This is a genomic window from Zoogloea sp. (assembly GCF_028689785.1).
Lineage (GTDB): Bacteria > Pseudomonadota > Gammaproteobacteria > Burkholderiales > Rhodocyclaceae > Zoogloea.
In genome coordinates, this window is the sequence record NZ_JAQVCN010000002.1 from 177,015 (window position 1) to 196,698 (window position 19,684).

At 60.1% G+C, this 19,684-nt stretch carries 18 protein-coding genes and 3 tRNA genes; 17 read left to right on the forward strand and 4 right to left on the reverse strand.

Annotated elements, in window-relative coordinates:
• The first annotated feature begins 2 nt into the window (after nucleotides 1–2).
• The 12 genes from ispG to PHI64_RS02085 all read left to right on the forward strand — a co-directional run bounded on the left by ispG (nucleotide 3) and on the right by PHI64_RS02085 (nucleotide 12,133).
• On the forward strand, nucleotides 3–1,253 hold the full coding sequence (ispG, locus tag PHI64_RS02030; protein WP_299877780.1) for a flavodoxin-dependent (E)-4-hydroxy-3-methylbut-2-enyl-diphosphate synthase: 1,251 nt from the start codon (nucleotides 3–5) through the stop codon (nucleotides 1,251–1,253).
• Between the two features lie 36 nt (nucleotides 1,254–1,289).
• Nucleotides 1,290–2,585, forward strand: coding sequence for a histidine--tRNA ligase (hisS, locus tag PHI64_RS02035; protein WP_299877782.1), 1,296 nt, complete (start codon nucleotides 1,290–1,292; stop codon nucleotides 2,583–2,585).
• Complete coding sequence (locus tag PHI64_RS02040; RefSeq protein WP_299877784.1) at nucleotides 2,572–3,225, forward strand: tetratricopeptide repeat protein; 654 nt, start codon at nucleotides 2,572–2,574, stop codon at nucleotides 3,223–3,225. Before hisS ends, PHI64_RS02040 begins: the two co-directional genes overlap by 14 nt.
• Complete coding sequence (gene bamB / locus PHI64_RS02045) at nucleotides 3,222–4,358, forward strand: outer membrane protein assembly factor BamB (protein ID WP_299877786.1); 1,137 nt, start codon at nucleotides 3,222–3,224, stop codon at nucleotides 4,356–4,358. Before PHI64_RS02040 ends, bamB begins: the two co-directional genes overlap by 4 nt.
• A 15-nt stretch (nucleotides 4,359–4,373) precedes the next feature.
• Nucleotides 4,374–5,702, forward strand: coding sequence for a ribosome biogenesis GTPase Der (der, locus tag PHI64_RS02050; RefSeq protein WP_299877788.1), 1,329 nt, complete (start codon nucleotides 4,374–4,376; stop codon nucleotides 5,700–5,702).
• A gap of 100 nt (nucleotides 5,703–5,802) precedes the next feature.
• The gene (gene hfq / locus PHI64_RS02055) at nucleotides 5,803–6,045 is read left to right on the forward strand and encodes an RNA chaperone Hfq (protein ID WP_079434940.1); all 243 of its coding nucleotides are present in this window, start codon (nucleotides 5,803–5,805) and stop codon (nucleotides 6,043–6,045) included.
• A gap of 48 nt (nucleotides 6,046–6,093) precedes the next feature.
• On the forward strand, nucleotides 6,094–7,230 hold the full coding sequence (gene hflX, locus PHI64_RS02060) for a GTPase HflX (RefSeq protein WP_299877792.1): 1,137 nt from the start codon (nucleotides 6,094–6,096) through the stop codon (nucleotides 7,228–7,230).
• A 58-nt stretch (nucleotides 7,231–7,288) separates the two neighbouring features.
• Nucleotides 7,289–8,557, forward strand: a complete 1,269-nt coding sequence (gene hflK / locus PHI64_RS02065) for an FtsH protease activity modulator HflK (RefSeq protein ID WP_299877795.1) — start codon at nucleotides 7,289–7,291, stop codon at nucleotides 8,555–8,557.
• Entirely contained in the window at nucleotides 8,557–9,462 is a 906-nt protein-coding gene (hflC, locus tag PHI64_RS02070; RefSeq protein ID WP_299877798.1) for a protease modulator HflC, read from the forward strand. Before hflK ends, hflC begins: the two co-directional genes overlap by 1 nt.
• Entirely contained in the window at nucleotides 9,462–9,647 is a 186-nt protein-coding gene (locus PHI64_RS02075; protein ID WP_299877801.1) for a DUF2065 domain-containing protein, read from the forward strand. The genes hflC and PHI64_RS02075 overlap by 1 nt, the downstream gene beginning before the upstream one ends.
• A 12-nt stretch (nucleotides 9,648–9,659) precedes the next feature.
• The gene (locus PHI64_RS02080; protein ID WP_366945108.1) at nucleotides 9,660–10,817 is read left to right on the forward strand and encodes an ATP phosphoribosyltransferase regulatory subunit; all 1,158 of its coding nucleotides are present in this window, start codon (nucleotides 9,660–9,662) and stop codon (nucleotides 10,815–10,817) included.
• 5 nt (nucleotides 10,818–10,822) lie between these two features.
• Nucleotides 10,823–12,133, forward strand: a complete 1,311-nt coding sequence (locus PHI64_RS02085; RefSeq protein ID WP_299877805.1) for an adenylosuccinate synthase — start codon at nucleotides 10,823–10,825, stop codon at nucleotides 12,131–12,133.
• A gap of 163 nt (nucleotides 12,134–12,296) precedes the next feature.
• Here PHI64_RS02085 and PHI64_RS02090 read toward each other — a convergent pair.
• The 3 genes from PHI64_RS02090 to PHI64_RS02100 form a co-directional block, all read right to left on the reverse strand.
• A tRNA-Leu gene (locus PHI64_RS02090) sits at nucleotides 12,297–12,381 on the reverse strand.
• Nucleotides 12,382–12,512: 131 nt separating this feature from the next.
• Nucleotides 12,513–12,597 (reverse strand) — tRNA-Leu (locus PHI64_RS02095).
• 131 nt (nucleotides 12,598–12,728) lie between these two features.
• Nucleotides 12,729–12,813, reverse strand: a tRNA-Leu gene (locus tag PHI64_RS02100).
• Nucleotides 12,814–12,846: 33 nt separating this feature from the next.
• Here PHI64_RS02100 and rnr point away from each other — a divergent pair.
• The 3 genes from rnr to PHI64_RS02115 are packed head-to-tail and all read left to right on the forward strand — an operon-like array spanning nucleotide 12,847 to nucleotide 16,756.
• Nucleotides 12,847–15,321, forward strand: a complete 2,475-nt coding sequence (rnr, locus tag PHI64_RS02105; protein WP_299877808.1) for a ribonuclease R — start codon at nucleotides 12,847–12,849, stop codon at nucleotides 15,319–15,321.
• Complete coding sequence (rlmB, locus tag PHI64_RS02110) at nucleotides 15,314–16,060, forward strand: 23S rRNA (guanosine(2251)-2'-O)-methyltransferase RlmB (RefSeq protein ID WP_299877811.1); 747 nt, start codon at nucleotides 15,314–15,316, stop codon at nucleotides 16,058–16,060. Before rnr ends, rlmB begins: the two co-directional genes overlap by 8 nt.
• 12 nt (nucleotides 16,061–16,072) lie before the next feature.
• Nucleotides 16,073–16,756 carry a HugZ family protein gene (locus tag PHI64_RS02115; protein ID WP_299877814.1) on the forward strand — a complete coding sequence of 228 codons (684 nt, stop codon included), beginning with the start codon at nucleotides 16,073–16,075 and terminating at the stop codon, nucleotides 16,754–16,756.
• A 20-nt stretch (nucleotides 16,757–16,776) separates the two neighbouring features.
• On the opposite strand, the gene PHI64_RS02120 is transcribed toward PHI64_RS02115, so the two are convergent.
• Nucleotides 16,777–17,559, reverse strand: a complete 783-nt coding sequence (locus tag PHI64_RS02120; protein WP_299877817.1) for an outer membrane lipoprotein-sorting protein — start codon at nucleotides 17,557–17,559, stop codon at nucleotides 16,777–16,779.
• 42 nt (nucleotides 17,560–17,601) lie between these two features.
• Between PHI64_RS02120 and PHI64_RS02125 the strand changes: the two genes are divergently transcribed.
• Both PHI64_RS02125 and PHI64_RS02130 read left to right on the forward strand, forming a co-directional pair.
• A complete protein-coding gene (locus tag PHI64_RS02125; RefSeq protein WP_299877820.1) occupies nucleotides 17,602–18,348 on the forward strand; it encodes an ABC transporter ATP-binding protein in 747 nt (248 codons plus the stop codon).
• A 25-nt stretch (nucleotides 18,349–18,373) separates the two neighbouring features.
• Complete coding sequence (locus PHI64_RS02130; protein WP_299877823.1) at nucleotides 18,374–19,666, forward strand: DUF1302 family protein; 1,293 nt, start codon at nucleotides 18,374–18,376, stop codon at nucleotides 19,664–19,666.
• Nucleotides 19,667–19,684 lie beyond the last annotated feature (18 nt).

A 19,684-nucleotide genomic window follows, 5' to 3' on the forward strand; every position in this document is an offset into this window, starting at 1 on the left:
CCATGGATCTTCTTCTTTCCGGGCGGGCTGCCGTCCGTCGTGTTACCCGCGAGGTGCGGATCGGTCAGGTGGTGGTGGGGTCTGGCGGACCTATCGTCGTCCAGTCGATGACCAACACCGATACGGCTGACGATTTTGCGACTTCGATGCAGGTTGCTCAGTTGGCTCGGGCCGGTTCGGAGCTGGTACGGATCACCGTCAATAATGACGAGGCGGCAAAGGCCGTGCCGAAGATCCGGGACAAGCTCCTGTCCATGAATCTGGATGTTCCTCTGGTGGGGGATTTTCACTACAACGGGCATAAGTTGCTGGCCGATAATCCGGCCTGTGCCGAAGCCCTGGCCAAGTTCCGTATCAATCCGGGCAACGTGGGGCAGGGCGCCAAGCGTGACACCCAGTTCGCCTCCATTGTCGAGATGGCATGCCGTTTCGACAAGCCGGTGCGCATCGGTGTTAACTGGGGCAGCCTCGATCAGTCGGTGCTGGCGCGGATCATGGACGAGAACGCCCGTCGCGCGATTCCCCGCGATGCCGGTGCCGTCATGCGCGAGGCATTGGTTACCTCGGCTCTCGAGTCGGCGGCGAAGGCTGAGGAGTACGGGCTTGGTGGCGACAAGATCATCCTGTCCGCTAAGGTCAGCAGCGTGCAGGACCTGATCGCCGTGTATCGAGATCTGGCGGCGAAGTGCGACTACCCGCTGCATCTGGGGCTGACCGAGGCCGGCATGGGGTCGAAGGGCATTGTCGGCTCCACCGCGGCGCTTGCCGTGTTGCTGCAGGAGGGTATCGGCGACACCATCCGTGTGTCATTGACGCCGGAGCCCAATGGCAGCCGCAGCCAGGAGGTCATCGTCGCCCAGGAGATTCTCCAGACCATGGGTTTGCGTGCATTTACGCCGATGGTCACGGCCTGCCCGGGCTGCGGCCGCACCACCAGCACCCTGTTCCAGGAGCTGGCTTCCGATGTGCAGAACCATGTCCGCGACAACATGCCGATCTGGCGGGAGCAGTTTGATGGGGTCGAGAATATGACGCTCGCTGTCATGGGCTGCATCGTGAACGGGCCGGGTGAGAGCAAGCATGCCAATATCGGGATCTCCCTGCCGGGCACCGGTGAGTCGCCCGCCGCGCCGGTCTTCGAGGATGGAGTGAAGACCCAGACCCTGCGTGGCGACAACATCGCCAGCGAATTCAAGACCATCATTGAAAGGTATGTGGTCCGTACCTATCGCCGCAAGGGCGCTCCGGCCTGAGTGGTCGGGTGTCCCCCACGAAGCACACAATAAATCATGAGCAAAGTCCTCCAGGCCGTGCGCGGGATGAACGACATCCTGCCCGACGACGCCGAAGTGTGGGAGCAGTTTGAGGACATCGTCCGCAACTGGCTGCACAGCTACGGTTACCGCCCCATCCGCATGCCCATCGTCGAGCCGACGCCGCTTTTCAAGCGCGCCATCGGTGAGGTGACCGATATCGTCGAGAAGGAGATGTATTCCTTCGAGGATGCTCTCAACGGTGAGCACCTTACCCTGCGCCCCGAGGGCACCGCCTCCTGCGTAAGGGCTGCCATCCAGCACAACCTGCTTTTCGGCAATCCCCGCCGGCTTTACTACCACGGCCCCATGTTCCGCCACGAGCGCCCGCAGAAGGGGCGCTATCGCCAGTTTCATCAGGTGGGTGTTGAGGCGCTGGGGTATGAAGGTCCGGACATCGACGCCGAGCACATTCTGATGTGCGCCCGTCTCTGGGATGATCTGGGCCTCGATGACGTGCGCCTGGAAATTAACTCCCTGGGCAGCAGCGACGAGCGGGCGGCGCATCGCGCAGCCCTGATCTCTTACCTTGAGCAGCACAAGGACCGTCTCGATGAAGACGGTCAGCGGCGTCTGTATTCGAATCCGCTGCGTATCCTGGATACCAAGAATCCGGATCTTCAGGGCATCGTTGAAGCGGCGCCGCGTCTAGCCGATTTTCTGGGCGAGGAGTCCCTGAAGCACTTCGATGGGGTTCAGACCCTGCTGAAGGATGCCGGGCTGCCGTACCGGATCAATCATCGCCTGGTGCGCGGCCTCGACTACTACAACCGCACGGTTTTCGAGTGGGTTACCACCCGCCTGGGGGCTCAGGGCACGATCTGTGCCGGTGGCCGCTACGATGGGCTGGTGGCCCAGCTTGGCGGCAAGCCCGCACCGGCCGCCGGTTTTGCGATGGGTGTGGAGCGACTTCTGGCCCTGTGGCAGGAGTGCGGTGGCGAGGCCGAGCGCGTGGTGCCGGATGTCTATGTGGTCCACGCAGGCGAGGCAGCGCAGCGCGCGGCGTTCCGCGTTGCGGAAGCGCTGCGCGGCACAGGGTTCTCCGTGACCCTGCACTGTGGTGGTGGTGGCTTCAAGTCCCAGATGAAACGTGCTGATGCATCCGGCGCGCTCTTTGCCGTGGTCATCGGCGACGATGAGGCCGTGGCAGGAGAGGTCAGTCTCAAGCCTCTGCGCGACGGCAGCGAACAGATTCGCGTCCCGATGGACGCTCTCCCCGAAACCCTGGCGGATCGCCTACTCGAATCGGAAGAAGACGATGGCAGCATTTGACCTCGAAGAACAGGAACAGATTTCCCAGATCAAGGGCTGGTGGGAAAGCTATGGCAGTGTGGTGACGGTCGTTGCGGTGGTGGCTGCCTTGGCTTCAGTTGGCTGGCAGGGCTGGAACTGGTACAAAGGCAAGCAGGGCGCCGAGGCTTCGGCTCTTTACGCCGTGGTGCAGCAGGCTGCGGGCGAACACAACGCCCAGAAAGCGCGGGAAGCAGCCGGTACGATCATCGAGAAGTACAGCGGCACGCCCTATGCCGATCTGGCGGCCTTGCTGTCTGCAAAGGTGCAGAGCGAGGCCGGTGATCTGAAGAACGCTCGTGTGCCCCTCGCCTGGGCGGCTGAGAAGGCCAATGATCCGGCCCTGCGCAGTCTGGCGCGCTTGCGTCTGGCGACTGTGCTGCTGGACGAGAAGGCCTATGACGAGGCGCTCGCTCAGCTCCAGGCCCCGGCCGATGCCGATCTGGCGGCCCGCTTTGCAGATCTGAAGGGTGACATCCTGGTGGCCCAGGGCAAACCGGCAGAAGCGCGCGCTGCCTATCAGGCGGCCGTCGATGCGTTGAGTGCTGCTGTAAAGCAGGAAGCATCAGCCCTGCGCGAGATCGCCCAAGCCAAACTGGATGCTGTCGGGGGTGCTCAATGAAGGCGCGCCGTCTGGCCTTGGTTGTGGCGGGCGCCCTGATTCTGGGCGCGTGTTCGTCCCTGAATCCGTTCTCCTCTTCGAACTCCAAGATTCCGCCTCTCAAGCCTATTACCAGTTCGCTGAACGCAACCGAACTCTGGAAGGGGCGTGTCGGTGGGGCCGGGCGCTTCGTGTTCCAGCCTGCCGTTGCAGCCGATTCGGTTTTTGCAGCGGCTGCGGATGGTTCTGTAGTCCGCCTCCAGGCCGGGCGTAGCGTATGGAAGACATCCATTGATTCCCCAATTTCCGGCGGTGTCGGCGCCAATGCACAACTCGTGGTGGTGGGGTCGCCCAAGGGGGAGGTCATCGCCCTGGATGCTGAGTCGGGCAAGATCAAATGGCGCGTGCGGGTCAATGCGGAGATTCTTGCTGCGCCGGTGCTGTCGGATGGCATGGTGGTTGTGCGTAGTGCCGACAGTCGTCTCTTCGGCCTTGATCCGGCCGACGGTAAGCAGCGCTGGGTTTACCAGCGCGCCTTGCCTGCCCTTTCGCTGCGCAATGCGGCGGGGGTGGTGTTGGAGGGCAATGCAGTCTTTGCCGGTTTTCCTGGTGGCAAGCTGGTGGCCGTGAATGCCGTCAATGGCAGTCTGATGTGGGAAGGAGCGGTTGCCGTTCCGCGCGGTGCCACCGAGTTGGAGCGGATTGCCGACATCACGAGTGTCCCGGTGCTGGGTACCCGTGCAGCATGTGCCGTGGCCTATCAAGGCCGAGTCGCCTGCTTCGATCTGGCCAACGGCTCAACCCTTTGGACGCGGGATATGTCCAGCTCCAGGGGGCTAGACCAGGACGGCCGTCAGGTCTTTGTCACTGACGAAAAAGGGGCGGTGCATGCCCTCGACCTGTCCACTGGTGCGAGCGCCTGGAAGCAGGACCAACTGGCCGGACGTGGCGTGGGGCGCCCCAGGGTTGTCGGCGAATACGTCGTCGTAGGTGATGCTGAAGGTTATGTCCACATCCTTCGCAAGGACGATGGCGGCCTTGTCGGGCGGCAACGCACAGATTCCAGCCCGATTCTTGCTGATATCCAGCGTGTTGGCGGCGGCATCGTCGTTCAGACGCAGGACGGAAGTGTTTACGCCCTTGGCGTTCAATAACGGAGTCGCCGACGCGTGAAACCCACCCTGGTCCTGGTTGGACGCCCCAATGTGGGCAAATCTACCCTCTTCAATCGCCTCACCAAGACGCGTGATGCTCTGGTTGCCGATTTTCCCGGCCTGACCCGGGACCGCCGTTACGGTATGGGACGGGCGCTCGAACGGGAATTCCTGGTGGTCGACACCGCGGGTTTCGACCCCGTTGCGAAGGATGGCATCGTTCATGAGATGGCCAAGCAGGCGGAGCAGGCGATTGCCGAAGCCGATGCGCTGGTTTTCATGGTTGATGCCCGTTCCGGGCTGACCCCTCACGATGAACAGATCGCCAGCCGTCTGCGCCGCGCCGGTCGGCCCACCTTCCTGGTGGTGAACAAGGCTGAAGGCATGAACAGGGCAATGGTATCGGCCGAATTTCACGCCTTGGGCATCGGTGATCCCCTATGTATTTCTTCGGCCCATGGTGACAACGTCAATTCTTTGATGGAATTGATTCTGGAGTCTTTTCCTGAGGATGATGATGACGATCTCCCCGACGAAAAGGGCCCGCGTGTGGCCATCGTCGGGCGACCGAATGTAGGCAAGTCCACCCTCGTCAATACCCTGATCGGCGAGGAGCGGGTGATTGCCTTCGATATGCCCGGCACCACACGGGATGCCATCGAGGTGCCCTTCGAGCGCAATGGCAGGCATTACACCCTTATTGACACTGCGGGTCTGCGCAAACGTGGCAAGGTTTTCGAGGCGGTTGAGAAGTTCTCGGTCATCAAGACCTTGCAGGCGGTGGAGCAGTGCAATGTCGTTGTCCTGGTTCTTGATGCCAGTCAGGAGATATCCGACCAGGACGCCCATATCGGGGGGTTTGCGGTAGAAGCCGGCAGGGCGCTGGTGGTCGCCGTGAACAAGTGGGACAGTGTGGACGACTATCGTCGCGAGCGCATCAAGGAAGACATCGCCCGCAAGCTGCCTTTCCTGGGCTTTGCGCGCTTTCTTTACGTCTCGGCCTTGAAAGGGCAGGGCATCGTCCCCATGTTGAAGGCTGTTGACGGGGCCTATGAGGCGGCGATGACCAAGCTATCCACGCCCAAGCTGACCCGTCTGCTCCTCGACACGATCGTCCGCCAGCAGCCACCGCGGCATGGCGGTTTCCGTCCCAAGATGCGCTATGCGCACCAGGGGGGGATGAACCCGCCGGTGATCGTTGTCCACGGTAGTGCCCTCGATCATGTGCCGCCGTCATATGTCCGGTTCCTGGAGCGGAGCTTCCAGGAGGCGTTCAAATTGCAGGGCACGCCATTGCGGATACAATTCAAGTCGTCCCACAATCCTTACGCCAACAAGGATTGAAGAACCGTTTTCCACACCATCGAGCGGCTTGCTGCCATTTTGTGGCAGTGCAGCAAAAGGCTCTATAATTATTCCAAACTAAAACCATAGAGGTTCTACCATGAGCAACAAGGGGCAACTTTTACAAGATCCGTTCCTCAACGCATTGCGGCGCGAGCATGTGCCCGTTTCCATCTATCTCGTGAACGGCATCAAGTTGCAAGGTCAGGTCGAATCTTTCGACCAGTATGTTGTTCTGCTGAAGAACACCGTAACCCAAATGGTTTACAAGCATGCCATTTCGACCGTCGTTCCCGCGCGACCGGTCAACATCCAGCAGGAACAGAACGAGGCAGCAAGCTGATACCCCTTCAAGAGCCGCTTGCCGGCTGCAGATCAAGCGGGCTGACGCGTGTTTGAGCGCCCCTCGGCAGGGAACCGCGCGGTTCTGGTGCAGGTCGATTTTGGGCAAGGTGGCATTGAGGAGCGCCTTGCCGAAGTTGCCCTTTTGGCCGGCAGCGCGGGGGCCTGCGTCGCGGGTATTGTCCAGGGGCGTCGCCAAGCGCCCGATCCCGCTTTTTATGTTGGCAAAGGCAAGGCAGAAGAGATCGGTGAGCTCGCGCAGATGAATGAGGCTGACCTCGTCATCTTCAACCACGACATTACCGCCGCCCAGCAGCGCAATCTCGAACGCAAGCTCAATTGCCGAGTGGTGGACAGGTCGGCCCTGATTCTTGATATTTTCGCCCTCCGAGCCAAGAGCCACGAAGGCAAGCTGCAGGTCGAACTGGCCCAGTTACAGCATCTTTCCACCCGCCTCGTCCGGGGCTGGACTCACCTGGAGCGGCAAAAAGGGGGGATCGGCTTGCGTGGGCCAGGTGAGAAGCAACTGGAGACTGACCGCCGGCTGCTCGGTGAGCGCGTCAAGATGCTCAAGGCCCGCTTGCGTGTGCTTGAGCGCCAGCGTGCCGTGCGAAGGCGTTCCCGAGAGCGGCGTGACGTGCTGAGCGTGTCCTTGGTCGGTTATACCAATGCGGGTAAATCCACGCTTTTCAATGCCTTGACCAAGGCGGGTGCCTACGCGGCTGATCAACTGTTCGCCACCTTGGATACGACTTCTCGCCGTCTTTTTCTTGGTGAGGCCGGGAACATCGTCCTCTCCGATACGGTCGGATTCATTCGAGATCTGCCTCACTCCCTGGTCGCGGCCTTTCACGCGACGCTGGAGGAGACGGTGTCAGCCGATTTGTTGCTGCATGTCGTCGACTCATCCAGTGACGACAGGGAGGGGCAGATTGAGGCTGTCAATGGTGTGCTCGAGGAGATCGGGGCTGGAGTGCTTCCGCAAATCCAGGTCTGGAACAAGATCGATGCGAGCATGGCCAGCGCGGAAGTGCAGCAGGACGCTTGTGGTAACATCTCGCGCGTTTTGCTCAGCGCCAGGTCGGGCGAAGGGCTCGTTCTGCTGCGTCAGGTTCTTGCTGATGTGGCACTGAAACACAAGGCTTCGTTGGCAGCCATCTCGGAATCCCGGGACGAGTCATATTGACGCGTTCCAGTTACCCCACTTCCCGGAGCGGATACATACCGTGATCTCAGGCATTCTCATGTCCCTTAATGATCCCAAATGGGGCAACCGTGGTGGCGGCGACAATCGCGGCGGCGGAGACAATCAGGGGCCCCCTGACCTCGAAGAGTTGTGGCGCGATTTCAATCGCCGGCTGTCCAGCATGTTCGGCCGTGAGCCCGGCCGCAGTGGTGGTTCGGGCGGTGGCGATGGCGGGAATCGACTGCCGGAGTTCAATTTCCGTCAGTTCGGTGGTGGCCTCGGTCTGATTGCCGCCTTTGGAGCCGTTGTCTGGCTGGCTAGCGGCTTCTACATTGTCGACGCAAGCCAGCGAGGCATCGTCCTGCAATTCGGCCGTTTTCAGGAGGCAACCGAGCCCGGCCTGCGTTGGCGCCTGCCTTATCCCTTCCAGACTCATGAACTGGTGAATCTGACCGGTGTGCGGACTGTTGAAATCGGCTATCGGGGCTCCGAGCGGAACAAGGTGCTCAAGGAAGCCTTGATGCTGACCGACGATGAGAACATCGTGAACATCCAGTTTGCAGTGCAATACATCCTCAAGGATCCACAGCACTACTTGTTCAACAACCGTGGGGCCGATGATTCTGTGATTCAGGCAGCTGAAACTGCTGTGCGCGAAATCGTGGGTAAGAGCAAGATGGACTTCGTGCTCTACGAGGGGCGTGAGCAGGTGGCGGCAAGTGCTCAGAAGCTAACCCAGGATATCCTCGATCGTTACGCGACAGGGATCCAGGTGAGCAAGGTGACCATGCAAAACGCGCAACCTCCCGAGCAGGTCCAGGCGGCTTTCGACGATGCCGTGAAAGCCGGTCAGGATCGTGAGCGCCAGAAGAACGAAGGCCAGGCTTACGCCAACGACGTGATTCCGCGGGCACGGGGTGCGGCTTCGCGCCTGCTTGAGGAGGCCGATGCTTACAAGGGCAGGGTAGTGGCACAGGCCGAGGGTGACGCTTCACGTTTCAAGCAGATTCTGACCGAATACGCCAAGGCGCCGGAAGTGACCCGTCAGCGTATGTATATCGACACCATGCAGCAGGTGCTGTCCAGCACCTCGAAGATCATGGTCGATGCCAAGGGCAGCGGCAATCTGCTTTACCTCCCCCTCGACAAGCTGATGCAGGCGACCGCGGCTGCGGGTACGACGGCGACGGCTGATCCGGCCCAGGTGGCACGCCCGGTCATCGCGCCTACCGTAGAGAGCACTATTACACCGCCCCGTGCGGATGCCCTGTCGGGTGAGGCCAGAACCCGGGAAGCCACACGCAATCGCGATCGGGGAGAACGTTGATGAGAGAGCGCCTGTCACTTTTTGTCGGTGTAGGGTTGTTTGTTGTTGCCGTGTTGTCCATGTCCCTGTTTACCGTGGATCAGCGTCAGCACGCCTTGGTCTTCCAGTTGGGGGAGGTCAAGGAGCAGATCAGTGAGCCCGGTCTGCACATGAAGATTCCGCTGATCCAGAACGTGCGCTACTTCGACAGCCGCATTCTGACCCTAGATACGACGGAGCCCGAGCGCTTTATTACGTCGGAAAAGAAGAATGTGCTGGTGGATCTTTTTGTCAAATGGCGCATTGTCGATCCGAAGCTCTATTACATCTCTGTCGGTGGCGATGAGGCCCGGGCGAGGACGCGTCTTGAACAAACGGTGAATGCCGGTCTGCGTGAGGAGTTCGGTAAGCGGACCGTGCATGATGTAGTGTCCGGCGAACAGAACAAGATCATGGATGACATGCGGGTGAAGGCCGACCTGGATTCCCGCAAGATCGGTGTCCAGATTGTCGATGTGCGCCTGAAGCGGGTGGACCTCCCCGCGGAAGTTTCCGAGTCGGTGTATCGCCGCATGGAGGCTGAGCGGAAGCGCGTGGCTAACGAGTTACGCTCCGAGGGGGGCGCGGAGGCTGAAAAGATCAAGGCCGATGCCGACAAGCAACGCGAGGTGATCATCGCCGAGGCCTACCGCTCTGCCCAGATGGTGAAGGGTGAAGGGGATGCCAAGGCCTCTGCGATCTATGCTCAGGCCTTTGGTCAAAGCCCCGAGTTCTATGCCTTTTATCGTAGTCTTGAGGCTTATCGCAGCAGCTTCAAGAGCAAGTCTGATGTGATGGTCGTCGAGCCGAATTCGGAGTTCTTCAAGTACTTGAAAGGTTCCGGTGGTCGTTCTGGCGGGGCTGATTCGGGCAAAAGCGGGAAGTAATGGGGCAGACCCTGATCATCGCTTTTGCACTGATGTTGGTGCTGGAAGGCATTATTCCTTTTGTTGCTCCCGCCAAGTGGCGGGAGACTTTTGCCCGTCTGATCCGTCTGGCTGACGGGCAAATCCGTTTTTTCGGTCTGGGTTCGATGGTTCTCGGCCTCGCCATTCTGATTGTCTTTTCCTGAGGCGCTCTACCCATGTTGCGTTGGGTTCTACCCGAATATATCCAGGACGCCCTGCCCGCAGAGGCCGCGAAGCTGGAAGATCTGCGCCGTCGGCTGCTCGATGCCTTTCGTTTGAACGGATATCAGCTCGTCGCGCCCCCGTTGCTCGAGTATCTCGAGTCCTTGCTGACAGGGGCAGGGCAGGATCTCCAGCTGAAGACCCTCAAACTTGTGGATCAGCTGTCCGGCCGCACCATGGGTGTGCGGGCTGACATCACGACCCAGGTTGCCCGCATTGACGCCCATTTGCTCAATCGCAAGGGCGTGACCCGTCTGTGCTACTGCGGTACCGTTGCCCATGCGGTTCCGTCGTCCCTGACCGCGACCCGTGAGCCGCTCCAACTGGGGGCCGAGCTGTACGGCCACGCCGGGCTTGAAGCAGATGCGGAGGTGATCCGTCTGCTGGCCGATACCCTGAGCATCGCCGGTGTCGGTACTTCCCGGATCGATCTTGGTCATGTGGGGCTGTTCAGGGCCTTGTCCCGTAAGGCGGGCCTGGCGGTTGATCGCGAGGAGAGCCTGTTCGACTGTCTGCAGGCCAAGGACATTCCTGGCCTGCATGACTTGCTGGGCGATGTAGTGGCCGATGTGCGTACCGGACTGTTGGCCCTGCCGACACTGTATGGTTCTGCCGATGTACTGGGAAGGGCGCGTACCCTGCTGCCCGACGATGACGAGATTCGTGCGGCGCTCGATGATCTCGAGCAGCTGGCGGCGCGCTTGGCGGATCTGCCCATCAGCTTCGATCTGGCGGATTTGCGCGGCTACCATTACCACAGCGGTGTGGTGTTTGCCGCGTATGGTGGCTGTTCCCCGGTGGCGCTGGCGCTCGGGGGGCGTTACGACAGCGTCGGTCGTGCCTTTGGTCGTGGGCGTCCGGCCACCGGCTTCAGCCTCGATCTGCGAGAGCTGGCTGCGCAGGTGGCTGATCCACTGTTGCCCGGTGCCGTCCTTGCCTCAGGTGCGGGGCAGGCTGGTTTTGACGAGGCGGTAGCCCGCCTGCGTCAGGCGGGGGAGAATGTAGTCGTTGAATTGCCCGGCCATGATGGCACGTGGCGTGAGGCCGGTTGTGATCGGCGTCTAGTTTTGCGGGGCGGTGCCTGGCAGGTTGAACCGCTTCAGGGAGAGTAGGAAAAATGGCAAAGAACGTAGTTGTGGTCGGTACCCAGTGGGGTGACGAAGGCAAAGGCAAGATCGTCGACTGGCTGACCGATCAGGCTCAAGGCGTGGTGCGTTTTCAGGGGGGGCATAATGCAGGTCATACCCTTGTAGTTGGCACCACCGAGTACAAGCTGAATCTGGTGCCATCCGGCATCGTCCGGGAGGGGGTGCAGTGCTACATCGGTAACGGCGTGGTGCTGGACATTCATCACTTGTTGGAGGAGGTTCGCGGGCTGGAGGCGGGCGGCATCAAGGTCCGCGAGCGCTTGCGGATCAGTCCGGGCTGTCCGGTCATTCTTGGCTACCACTCGGCGCTCGACCGTGCCCGGGAGGCTAAGAAGAGTGCCGGTGACAAGATTGGTACGACCGGCAAAGGCATTGGCCCCACCTACGAAGACAAAGTTTCCCGTCGTGCCCTGAGGGTCTACGATCTGTTCGATCCGAAGCGCTTTGCGGAAAAGCTGGCGGAGGTGCTCGACTATCACAATTTTGTTCTCACCCAGTACCTGGGCGCCGAACCTGTCGAGTTTCAGGCTGTGTTCGACCAGGCCATGGCCGATGCCGAAGAGATCCGGCCGATGGTGACCGATGTGTCCGCAGATCTTTACGCCATCAACAAGGCCGGCGGAAATCTGCTGTTCGAAGGTGCGCAGGGCACGTTGCTGGACATCGATCACGGCACCTATCCTTTCGTCACGTCGAGCAACTGTGTGGCCGGTCAGGCTGCGGCAGGGTCTGGTGTAGGTCCGGGCCGGTTGCATTATGTGCTGGGTATTACCAAGGCTTACTGTACCCGCGTAGGTGGCGGTCCTTTCCCCACCGAGCTGGATTTTGAGACCCCGGGCACCCCGGGTTACCAGATGTCCACCGTTGGTCGTGAGTTTGGCACCGTTACTGGTCGCAAGCGCCGCTGCGGATGGCTTGATCTGGCCGCGCTGAAGCGCTCGATCATCATCAATGGCGTGTCAGGCTTGTGCATCACCAAGCTGGACGTTCTGGATGGTCTGACCGAGCTCAAGCTGTGCACGGGTTACATGCTCGACGGCAAGCGTATCGATCTGCTGCCGATGGGGGCCGAGGAGGTGGTGCGTTGCGAGCCTATTCTCGAAACCATGCCGGGTTGGAGCGGAACGACCTTTGGTGCGCGTACCTGGGATGCACTTCCTCCCGAAGCTCGGGCCTATCTGCATCGTATCGAGGAGATCTGTGAGATTTCCATCGATGTCGTGTCCACCGGTCCGGAGCGTGATGAAACCATCCTGAAGCGTCATCCTTTCGGCGCCTGAGCCTGGCTTTGCTGCCAAAGCCCCGGAAGCAGGCGGATCTAGTGCCTGCTTCCGGGGCTTCGTGCTTATTGCTGCAGCGGAATCGCCGAAGAGGGCAGGGGTGGAAGTTGCGGGTCCGAAATACAAAAAAGCCGGTCGAAATGACCGGCTTTCTTGATGTGTCTGGTGCCCAGAAGAGGACTCGAACCTCCACGCCTCGCGGCACTAGTACCTGAAACTAGCGCGTCTACCAATTTCGCCATCTGGGCAACGAAGGCGCCATTATAGATGGCTCTGAATAAATAGCAAGAAATATTTGAGTAAGCGTCTTTGAAGCCAGGAATGTCTGGAATCAAAAACAGAATGGCCGGTCATGATTGACCGGCCATTCTGAAGTGTCTGGTGCCCAGAAGAGGACTCGAACCTCCACGCCTCGCGGCACTAGTACCTGAAACTAGCGCGTCTACCAATTTCGCCATCTGGGCAACGAAAGCGCTATTATAGAACAAACTGATGCAAACGCAAAAGCCTTGGCGCCCACACTTTTCAATCCATTCAGCACAATTGAAGCAACAACAAAAAAGCCGGTCAATCGACCGGCTTCTCCGAAACATCCTGGTGCCCAGAAGAGGACTCGAACCTCCACGCCTCGCGGCACTAGTACCTGAAACTAGCGCGTCTACCAATTTCGCCATCTGGGCAACGAGCTCAAAATTATAGAGTAGAAATTATCCGTGTCAATATCAAAAGCCAAAAACACTAAAAAACTTAGCAAGCTGCGTCGCAGCGATCCCTTCTTCGAGCGGGAGTCTCAGAAGTACGATTTTCCGCTGCCCAGCCGGGAATTCATTATCCAGACGTTGGCAGACCACGGCGTCCCCATGCCGTTCGCCGATCTCGCGACCGCCCTTGACATCCAGGTGGCGGAGACGGAGTTCTTTGAACGTCGCATGTTTGCGATGCAGCGCGACGGGCAGGTCATGCGCAACCGGAGCGGCGCCTACCTGCTGCCCGCCAAGGCGGATCTCATTCGCGGTACGGTGCAAGGTCATCCGGAGGGCTACGGCTTTGTGGTGACCGACGACGAGGGGGCTGATATTTTCCTTGGGCCCAACGAGATGCGCGAGGTCCTTCACGGTGATCGGGTGATGGTGCGTATTGCTGGCCTTGATCGACGCGGGAGGCCGGAAGGCAAGATCGTCGAGGTGCTTGAGCGCGCCAACAACCGGGTTGTCGGCCGGGTGTTGGTGGAGAACGGGGTGACTCTGGTGGTTCCGGAGAATCGCCGCATCTCCCAGGAGATCTTACTGGCTCCGGGCGCCAGGTCGAAAGCTGTGGCGGGACAGGTTGTGGTGGTGGAACTGGTCGAGCAACCGACCCGCTATGCCCAGCCGATCGGCAAGGTCGTTGAGGTGCTTGGCAACTATGCAGATCCCGGTATGGAGATCGAGATTGCCTTGCGCAAGCACGAGCTGCCTTTCGAGTTCGGGAAGGCGGCGAAGGAACAGACGCGGCGTCTGCCCGACAAGGTCCGCAAGATGGACTGGAAGGGCAGGGAGGATCTCACGGCCCTTCCGTTGGTTACCATTGATGGGGAAACGGCCAGGGACTTCGACGATGCGGTGTATTGCGAGCGCCAGGGGCGGGGCTTCCGGCTCGTTGTGGCTATCGCGGATGTTTCCCATTATGTGACCGTCGGTTCGGCGTTGGATGGGGAGGCCTACGATCGGGGTAATTCGGTTTACTTCCCCCGCCGGGTGATCCCGATGTTGCCGGAGAAGCTCTCCAATGGGCTGTGCTCCTTGAATCCGCAGGTCGAGCGTCTGTGCATGGTCTGTGATATGGCAATCTCCCAGACGGGGGTGATCAAACAGTATCGCTTCTATCCGGCGGTTATGTTCTCTAAGGCTCGTCTCACCTACAACCAGGTTGCGGCGGCCCTTTATGAGAATGATCCGGCGGCGCTTGAGATTGTGGGAGGCCTGCTTCCCCATCTGCAGAATCTCGACAAGCTCTTCCGGGTGTTGCTCAAGGCCCGGGCAAAGCGTGGGGCGATTGATTTCGAGACCCAGGAAACCCGGATGGTTTTCGACGACAACGGCAAGATCGAGAAGATCGTTCCGGAGAGTCGCAACGATGCCCATCGCTTGATCGAAGAATGCATGCTGGCCGCCAATGTCTGTGCGTCCGAGTTCCTGCAGGGTCAGGAGCATCCGGTTCTGTACCGCGTCCACGAAGGCCCGACCCCGGAAAAGCTCGCCAAGCTGCGCGATTTTCTCGGCGAGTTTGGTCTGCAGCTGGGCGGTGGGGAGGAGCCAAAAGCAGGGGATTACGCCCGCTTGCTTGAGAGCATCAAGGCTCGGCCGGATCTGCAGCTTCTCCAGACGGTGATGCTTCGCTCCTTGCGCCAAGCGGTGTACAGCCCGGATAACGTCGGGCACTTCGGTCTGGCCTACGAGGCGTACACCCACTTTACGTCGCCCATCCGGCGCTACCCCGATCTTCTGGTGCATCGTGCGATCAAGGCGGCGTTGCTGGGGCAGCAGTACACACCTGCGCAGGAGAACGGCGATTGGGACGCAATTGGAATGCATTGCTCGATGACCGAGCGCCGTGCCGACGAGGCGGATCGGGATGTAGAGAACTGGCTCAAGTGTTACTACATGCAGGACCGGATCGGCGAGGAGTTTGAAGGCAGCGTCTCGGCGGTAGTGCCTTTCGGGCTCTTTGTGGCCCTCCACGACGTTTTCGTGGAGGGGCTGGTGCATATCTCGGATCTGGGGAGCGATTATTTCCACTTTGATGATGCCCAGCACGCCTTGGTAGGCGAGCGCACCGGCCAGCGTTACCGCCTGTCTGATCAGGTTCGGGTGCAGCTGGTGCGGGTCAACATGGAGGCCAGCAAGATCGATTTCCGTCTTCTCCAGGGGCCCGAGCGTGTCACGGAACGGGTGGGAAAGACGACGCGCACCAAGGCGACACGTGTTGTGTCGGAGCAGGTTGTCGTTGAGGGGGCGGCCTCGGCAGGGCGTCGTCGTTCTGCCCCGCCAAACCAGCCCGAAGCGCCTCTCAAGGCGGTAGAATCCGGGCCCGCGCCGAAGGCCGTAAAAGCAAAAACGAAGGCCAAGGCCAAAGCCAAGGCCAAAACCGCGAAGCCGCGCAAGAGCGCTGCGGACAGCACAAAGAAGAAAGCCAAGCCTCGTGTCTGACAACACCAGTTCCCGTCTCATTTACGGCTTCCATGCCGTTCTCGCCAAGCTTCGTCAGGATCCTGAGGGCATTTTCGAGATATTCACTGACGCCCAGCGCAACGATGCTCGGGCGAGAGATCTGCTTCGCCATGCGGAGCAGCTCGGAACCCGCATCATCCCGTCAGAGGGGGAGCGCCTTGATCGAATGGTTGGGACGCGCCGCCATCAGGGCGTTGTCGCTCGGGTGGATGGCCGTCGGAAGGAGCTGAAGTTGCCTGATGTGCTGGATGGCCTGACTGAGCCGGCCTTGTTTCTGGTGTTGGACGGTATTCAGGATCCGCATAACCTGGGGGCTTGTCTGCGGGTGGCCGATGCAGCCGGTGCCCATGCGGTCATCGCGCCGAAGGATAAGGCCGTCGGGCTGAATGCGACGGCTGTCAAGGTGGCCAGCGGCGCGGCCGATACTGTCCCCTACATCACCGTGACCAACCTTGCCCGGGCCTTGCGCGAAATGCAGGAGGCTGGCGTGTGGATCCTGGGGGCGGCCGGCGAAGCGGAGAAGTCCATCTATACCGTGGACCAGAAGGGATCGATTGCCTGGGTGCTGGGAGCCGAGGGAGATGGTCTGCGTCGTCTGACCCGGGAGACTTGTGATGAGTTGATCAGCATCCCGATGTACGGCACCGTTGAGAGCCTCAACGTGTCGGTCGCCAGCGGTCTGTGCCTTTTCGAAGCGCGTCGCCAGCGCGCTGGCTGAGTCTCATCGGCGATGAAGCTGGATTACGCCGAAGCTCGTGATTTGCTCCGGCGGGGCCGTAGCGGGGCGCTTGGCAGCCATTCAGTGACTATGCCGGGCTTCCCGTTTGTGAGTCTGCTGCCCTATGTGCTTGACGAGGCGTGTCAGCCTCTCTTCCTGCTCAGCAGTCTGGCGGAGCACACCAGGAATCTTCTGGACGATTCCCGTGCCAGCCTGCTGCTCGCGGAAGGGCAGGGTGGTGTGCTGGAGCAGTCTCGGCTGACCTTGCTGGGGACGGTCGAGCGGGTGGTGCTGGACTCGGCGGCGTGTGCGCGTTTTTTGCGCTATAGCCCGGAGTCTGCCGAGTATCTTGCGCTGGGAGGGTTTGCTTTTTTCCGCATGAGGCCGCTCAGGGCCCGTTTCATCGGTGGTTTTGGCCGCATGGGGTGGGTGGATGCTGTTCCTCTCCCTGCGGTGCTTCCCGTGCAACAGGAGGCTGTGCTGCTCGAAGCGCTTGCTGGCAGGCTTCCCGTCGGGGTGCGGGTGGAGGGGCTTGATGCGGAGGGTGTGGATGTCGTGGTCGCAGGTGTCGGCCGTCGCATCAGGCTAGCGCCGCCCCACGAAGGGCCTGAGGCCCTTTTGGAGGCGGCACTGGATGGGATGGCGCGGGAAGGCCTGTTCGGGGCAGAGGATCCAGCTGCTGGCCTGTTCGTTTGAAGGGCCTCAGCGGCGCTGCCTCAATCGACGCGATTGAGCTTGTCCATGTACTGTTTCGTAAACACCCGGTCCGGGAGATCCTTGGCGGCCATCTGCGAGTAGCGCAGCACTGAAACCTCCCCCTTCTTGAGGGCATCCTCCATCACCAGCTGGGTGGGGCGGATACGTCCGCCGAGATTCTGGAATTTCTCGTAGCGTGTCACTTTGAGCAGGCGATCGGAGAGGGAATAGAACTCGGCCCGATGGGGCCAGTTGTTCGATTGTCTTACCCAGTAGAGCACCTTTGCGTAGGTGACGCCGCGGTCTACCGCGGTGAGTTCGAGTACATACATCTTCTCTCCGTCGATGGTCTCGGTACGGAGAATTTTGGGTTCGTAGTCACCGGAGAAGTTGGCACGCGCCAGATCACCGTTGGCCACCTGGCCCGTCAGCCGTTGGGCCAAAGACAGGCGCACTGGTTGGGAGATATTCGGCATGAAGACCCAAAGGTCGCGCCCTCGCATGAGCATGGCCTGACCACGATCGGTGGCCGGCTCCAGGGTTTGCACGATGGTGTTCTCATTGCCCTTGGAAAGAATGCGGTACTTTCTTTCCTCCATGGGTTCGCCGGGGATGCTTGACTCGATGTTGATCTGTACCTGAAAGCCGTCGCGGGGGAAGCGCACTTCATCAGCGCGGGCAACAGCGTTGCGGGCCGTCTCCACGTCGTCGGCAAGGGCGAGGGCCGACAGTCCGATGGCGGCGACCGTCATGAGCGCCCTGCAGCTGTCGCGCAAGCCGGGCAAGTAAAAGTTGAAGCTCATGGTGTTATCCTTAGAAAGCAAACAACATAGTTCAGTGCACAAATGCCGATCATCCGTGTTGACGATTTAAGCAAGACCTATCTTCTTGGCGACCAGGAGGTTACCGCACTGGAAGGGGTGTCACTGACCGTTGAAGAGGGTGTTTTCATGGCCATTGCCGGGCCGTCCGGGAGTGGAAAGTCAACGCTGCTCAATATCATGGGGTGCATTGATACGCCAAGCAAGGGGCGTGTTGAAATCGAAGGAAAGGACCTGTCGGGCCAGACACCCGATGATCTCGCTGATGTACGGGCAAGAACCATCGGCTTCATTTTCCAGACCTTTAACTTGTTGCCTGTGCTGTCGGCCTTCGAAAACGTCGAGTACCCGCTCTTGCAGATGCCGGAGCTGTCAGCCCAGGAGCGCAAGGATCGGGTGAGTCATTACCTCTCCAAGGTCGGGTTGACCAAGTATGCGCATCACCGCCCGAACCAGCTTTCAGGCGGACAGCGGCAGCGGGTGGCCATTGCCCGGGCGCTGGTGACCCACTCGCGTGTCGTGCTGGCTGACGAGCCTACCGCCAACCTGGATCGCCGTACGGGGGAGAGCATTCTCAACCTCATGCGGGACATCAACCAGAATGACGGGACAACCTTCGTGTTTTCCACCCATGATAAACGGGTCATGAACCGGGCCGATCGCCTGGTCAGGATGGAAGACGGTCAGATCACCGCCCTCGGCCTGAAGCGCGATGGCGCCTGGAAATTCGTTCAGGATCGACGCAAGCCGGATGACGATCCCGACATCTGATCGCAATCCAAAGTATGAGGAATAGATGAAGCCTTTCAGCTCAAAGCCCACTGTAATCGTCCTGAGCCTGGCGATGCTGGCCTTAGGGGGCCCGGCAGCAGCAGCCGACGATGATCTCGACCTCGAACTCGACGAGGGTGGGAAGACCAAGACGGGAGGTGTTCTCCAGTTTGATTTGGCCAGAACCTATGCAGATCGGGAGCACTGGTCGATGGCTCGCTCTCGTGCCGAGTTGAGTGCGCAAGGGGGTGGGGCCGGATTCAAGTGGAAGATATCCGGGCGTGCTGACGCCGATGCGGTTTTCGCCATAGATTCCGGCTTTTATCCTGACGCAGTGCGGCGCGATCAGCAGTATCAATTCGATCTGCGCGAGACCTACGTGGATTTCTCGGCCGGTGAAGTGGACATCCGCCTCGGTCGGCAACATATCGTGTGGGGCGAGATGGTTGGCCTGTTCTTTGCCGATGTGGTCTCGGCCAGGGATCTGCGCTCTTTCTATCTGCCTGATTTCGAACAACTACGTATTCCCCAGTGGGCAGCCCGCGCTGAGTACTACTTTGGTGAGACCCATGCCGAATTGGTGTGGATTCCCTCGCCTAGCTACGACAAGATCGGCAAGCCGGGGGCCGAGTTCTATCCGCTGCCCAGGGGCGCCAATGTGCGTGGCGAGGTTAAGCCGGATGCGTCTCTGGGCAATACCAACTGGGGGGGGCGGCTGTCCCGCCTGATCGGTGGCTGGGATGTGTCGGGCTTCTATTATCGTAGTCTCGACGTGGCCCAGACCTTCTACGTCGTTGGTGTGAACGAATTCCAGCCGCGTCATGATCGAATCACCCAGATCGGCGGAACGGTGGCCAAGGATTTCGGCGAGTTCGTGCTCAAGGGTGAAGCAGTGCATACGAGAGGGAGGCAGTTTCTCTCTGATGATCCGACAGCCCCCAACGGGCTCGTGCGTCAAGACACCATTGATTACGTCATCGGGGTTGATGTGCCGGCGTTCAATGATGGTCGGATCAATGTGCAGTATTTTGCACGACGTGCTGCCAATCATGATCCGTCCATCGGCGCGGATCGTACCGAGGGTGGGGCCAGCATCCTGCTGAATACTCGCATTACGCAGGCTTGGGAAACCGAGGCACTGCTGGTTTCAATGCTCAACCGCACCGATTTCATGTTCAGACCGAAGGTCAAGTGGTCTGCCGCGAAGAACCTCAGGGTTACTTTTGGTGTGGATGTCTTCGGTGGCAAGCCCACCGGAGTGTTTGGTCGCTATGACGATCGTGATCGGGTTTATACCGAGGCGCGCTGGTCTTTCTAGTTGTTAGGTCGTCCCGTT

Excerpts from the sequence above, each read along its gene's own strand:
- PHI64_RS02085 (WP_299877805.1), top strand. The coding sequence starts at position 10,823 with ATGGCAAAGAACGTAGTTGTGGTCGGTACCCAGTGGGGTGACGAAGGC.
- PHI64_RS02125 (WP_299877820.1), top strand. The coding sequence starts at position 17,602 with ATGCCGATCATCCGTGTTGACGATTTAAGCAAGACCTATCTTCTTGGC.
- ispG (WP_299877780.1), top strand. The coding sequence starts at position 3 with ATGGATCTTCTTCTTTCCGGGCGGGCTGCCGTCCGTCGTGTTACCCGC.
- bamB (WP_299877786.1), top strand. The coding sequence starts at position 3,222 with ATGAAGGCGCGCCGTCTGGCCTTGGTTGTGGCGGGCGCCCTGATTCTG.
- PHI64_RS02075 (WP_299877801.1), top strand. The coding sequence starts at position 9,462 with ATGGGGCAGACCCTGATCATCGCTTTTGCACTGATGTTGGTGCTGGAA.
- PHI64_RS02115 (WP_299877814.1), top strand. The coding sequence starts at position 16,073 with ATGAAGCTGGATTACGCCGAAGCTCGTGATTTGCTCCGGCGGGGCCGT.
- PHI64_RS02120 (WP_299877817.1), bottom strand. The coding sequence starts at position 17,559 with ATGAGCTTCAACTTTTACTTGCCCGGCTTGCGCGACAGCTGCAGGGCG.
- hflK (WP_299877795.1), top strand. The coding sequence starts at position 7,289 with ATGTCCCTTAATGATCCCAAATGGGGCAACCGTGGTGGCGGCGACAAT.
- PHI64_RS02080 (WP_366945108.1), top strand. The coding sequence starts at position 9,660 with ATGTTGCGTTGGGTTCTACCCGAATATATCCAGGACGCCCTGCCCGCA.
- hflC (WP_299877798.1), top strand. The coding sequence starts at position 8,557 with ATGAGAGAGCGCCTGTCACTTTTTGTCGGTGTAGGGTTGTTTGTTGTT.
- PHI64_RS02130 (WP_299877823.1), top strand. The coding sequence starts at position 18,374 with ATGAAGCCTTTCAGCTCAAAGCCCACTGTAATCGTCCTGAGCCTGGCG.
- PHI64_RS02040 (WP_299877784.1), top strand. The coding sequence starts at position 2,572 with ATGGCAGCATTTGACCTCGAAGAACAGGAACAGATTTCCCAGATCAAG.
- hisS (WP_299877782.1), top strand. The coding sequence starts at position 1,290 with ATGAGCAAAGTCCTCCAGGCCGTGCGCGGGATGAACGACATCCTGCCC.
- hfq (WP_079434940.1), top strand. The coding sequence starts at position 5,803 with ATGAGCAACAAGGGGCAACTTTTACAAGATCCGTTCCTCAACGCATTG.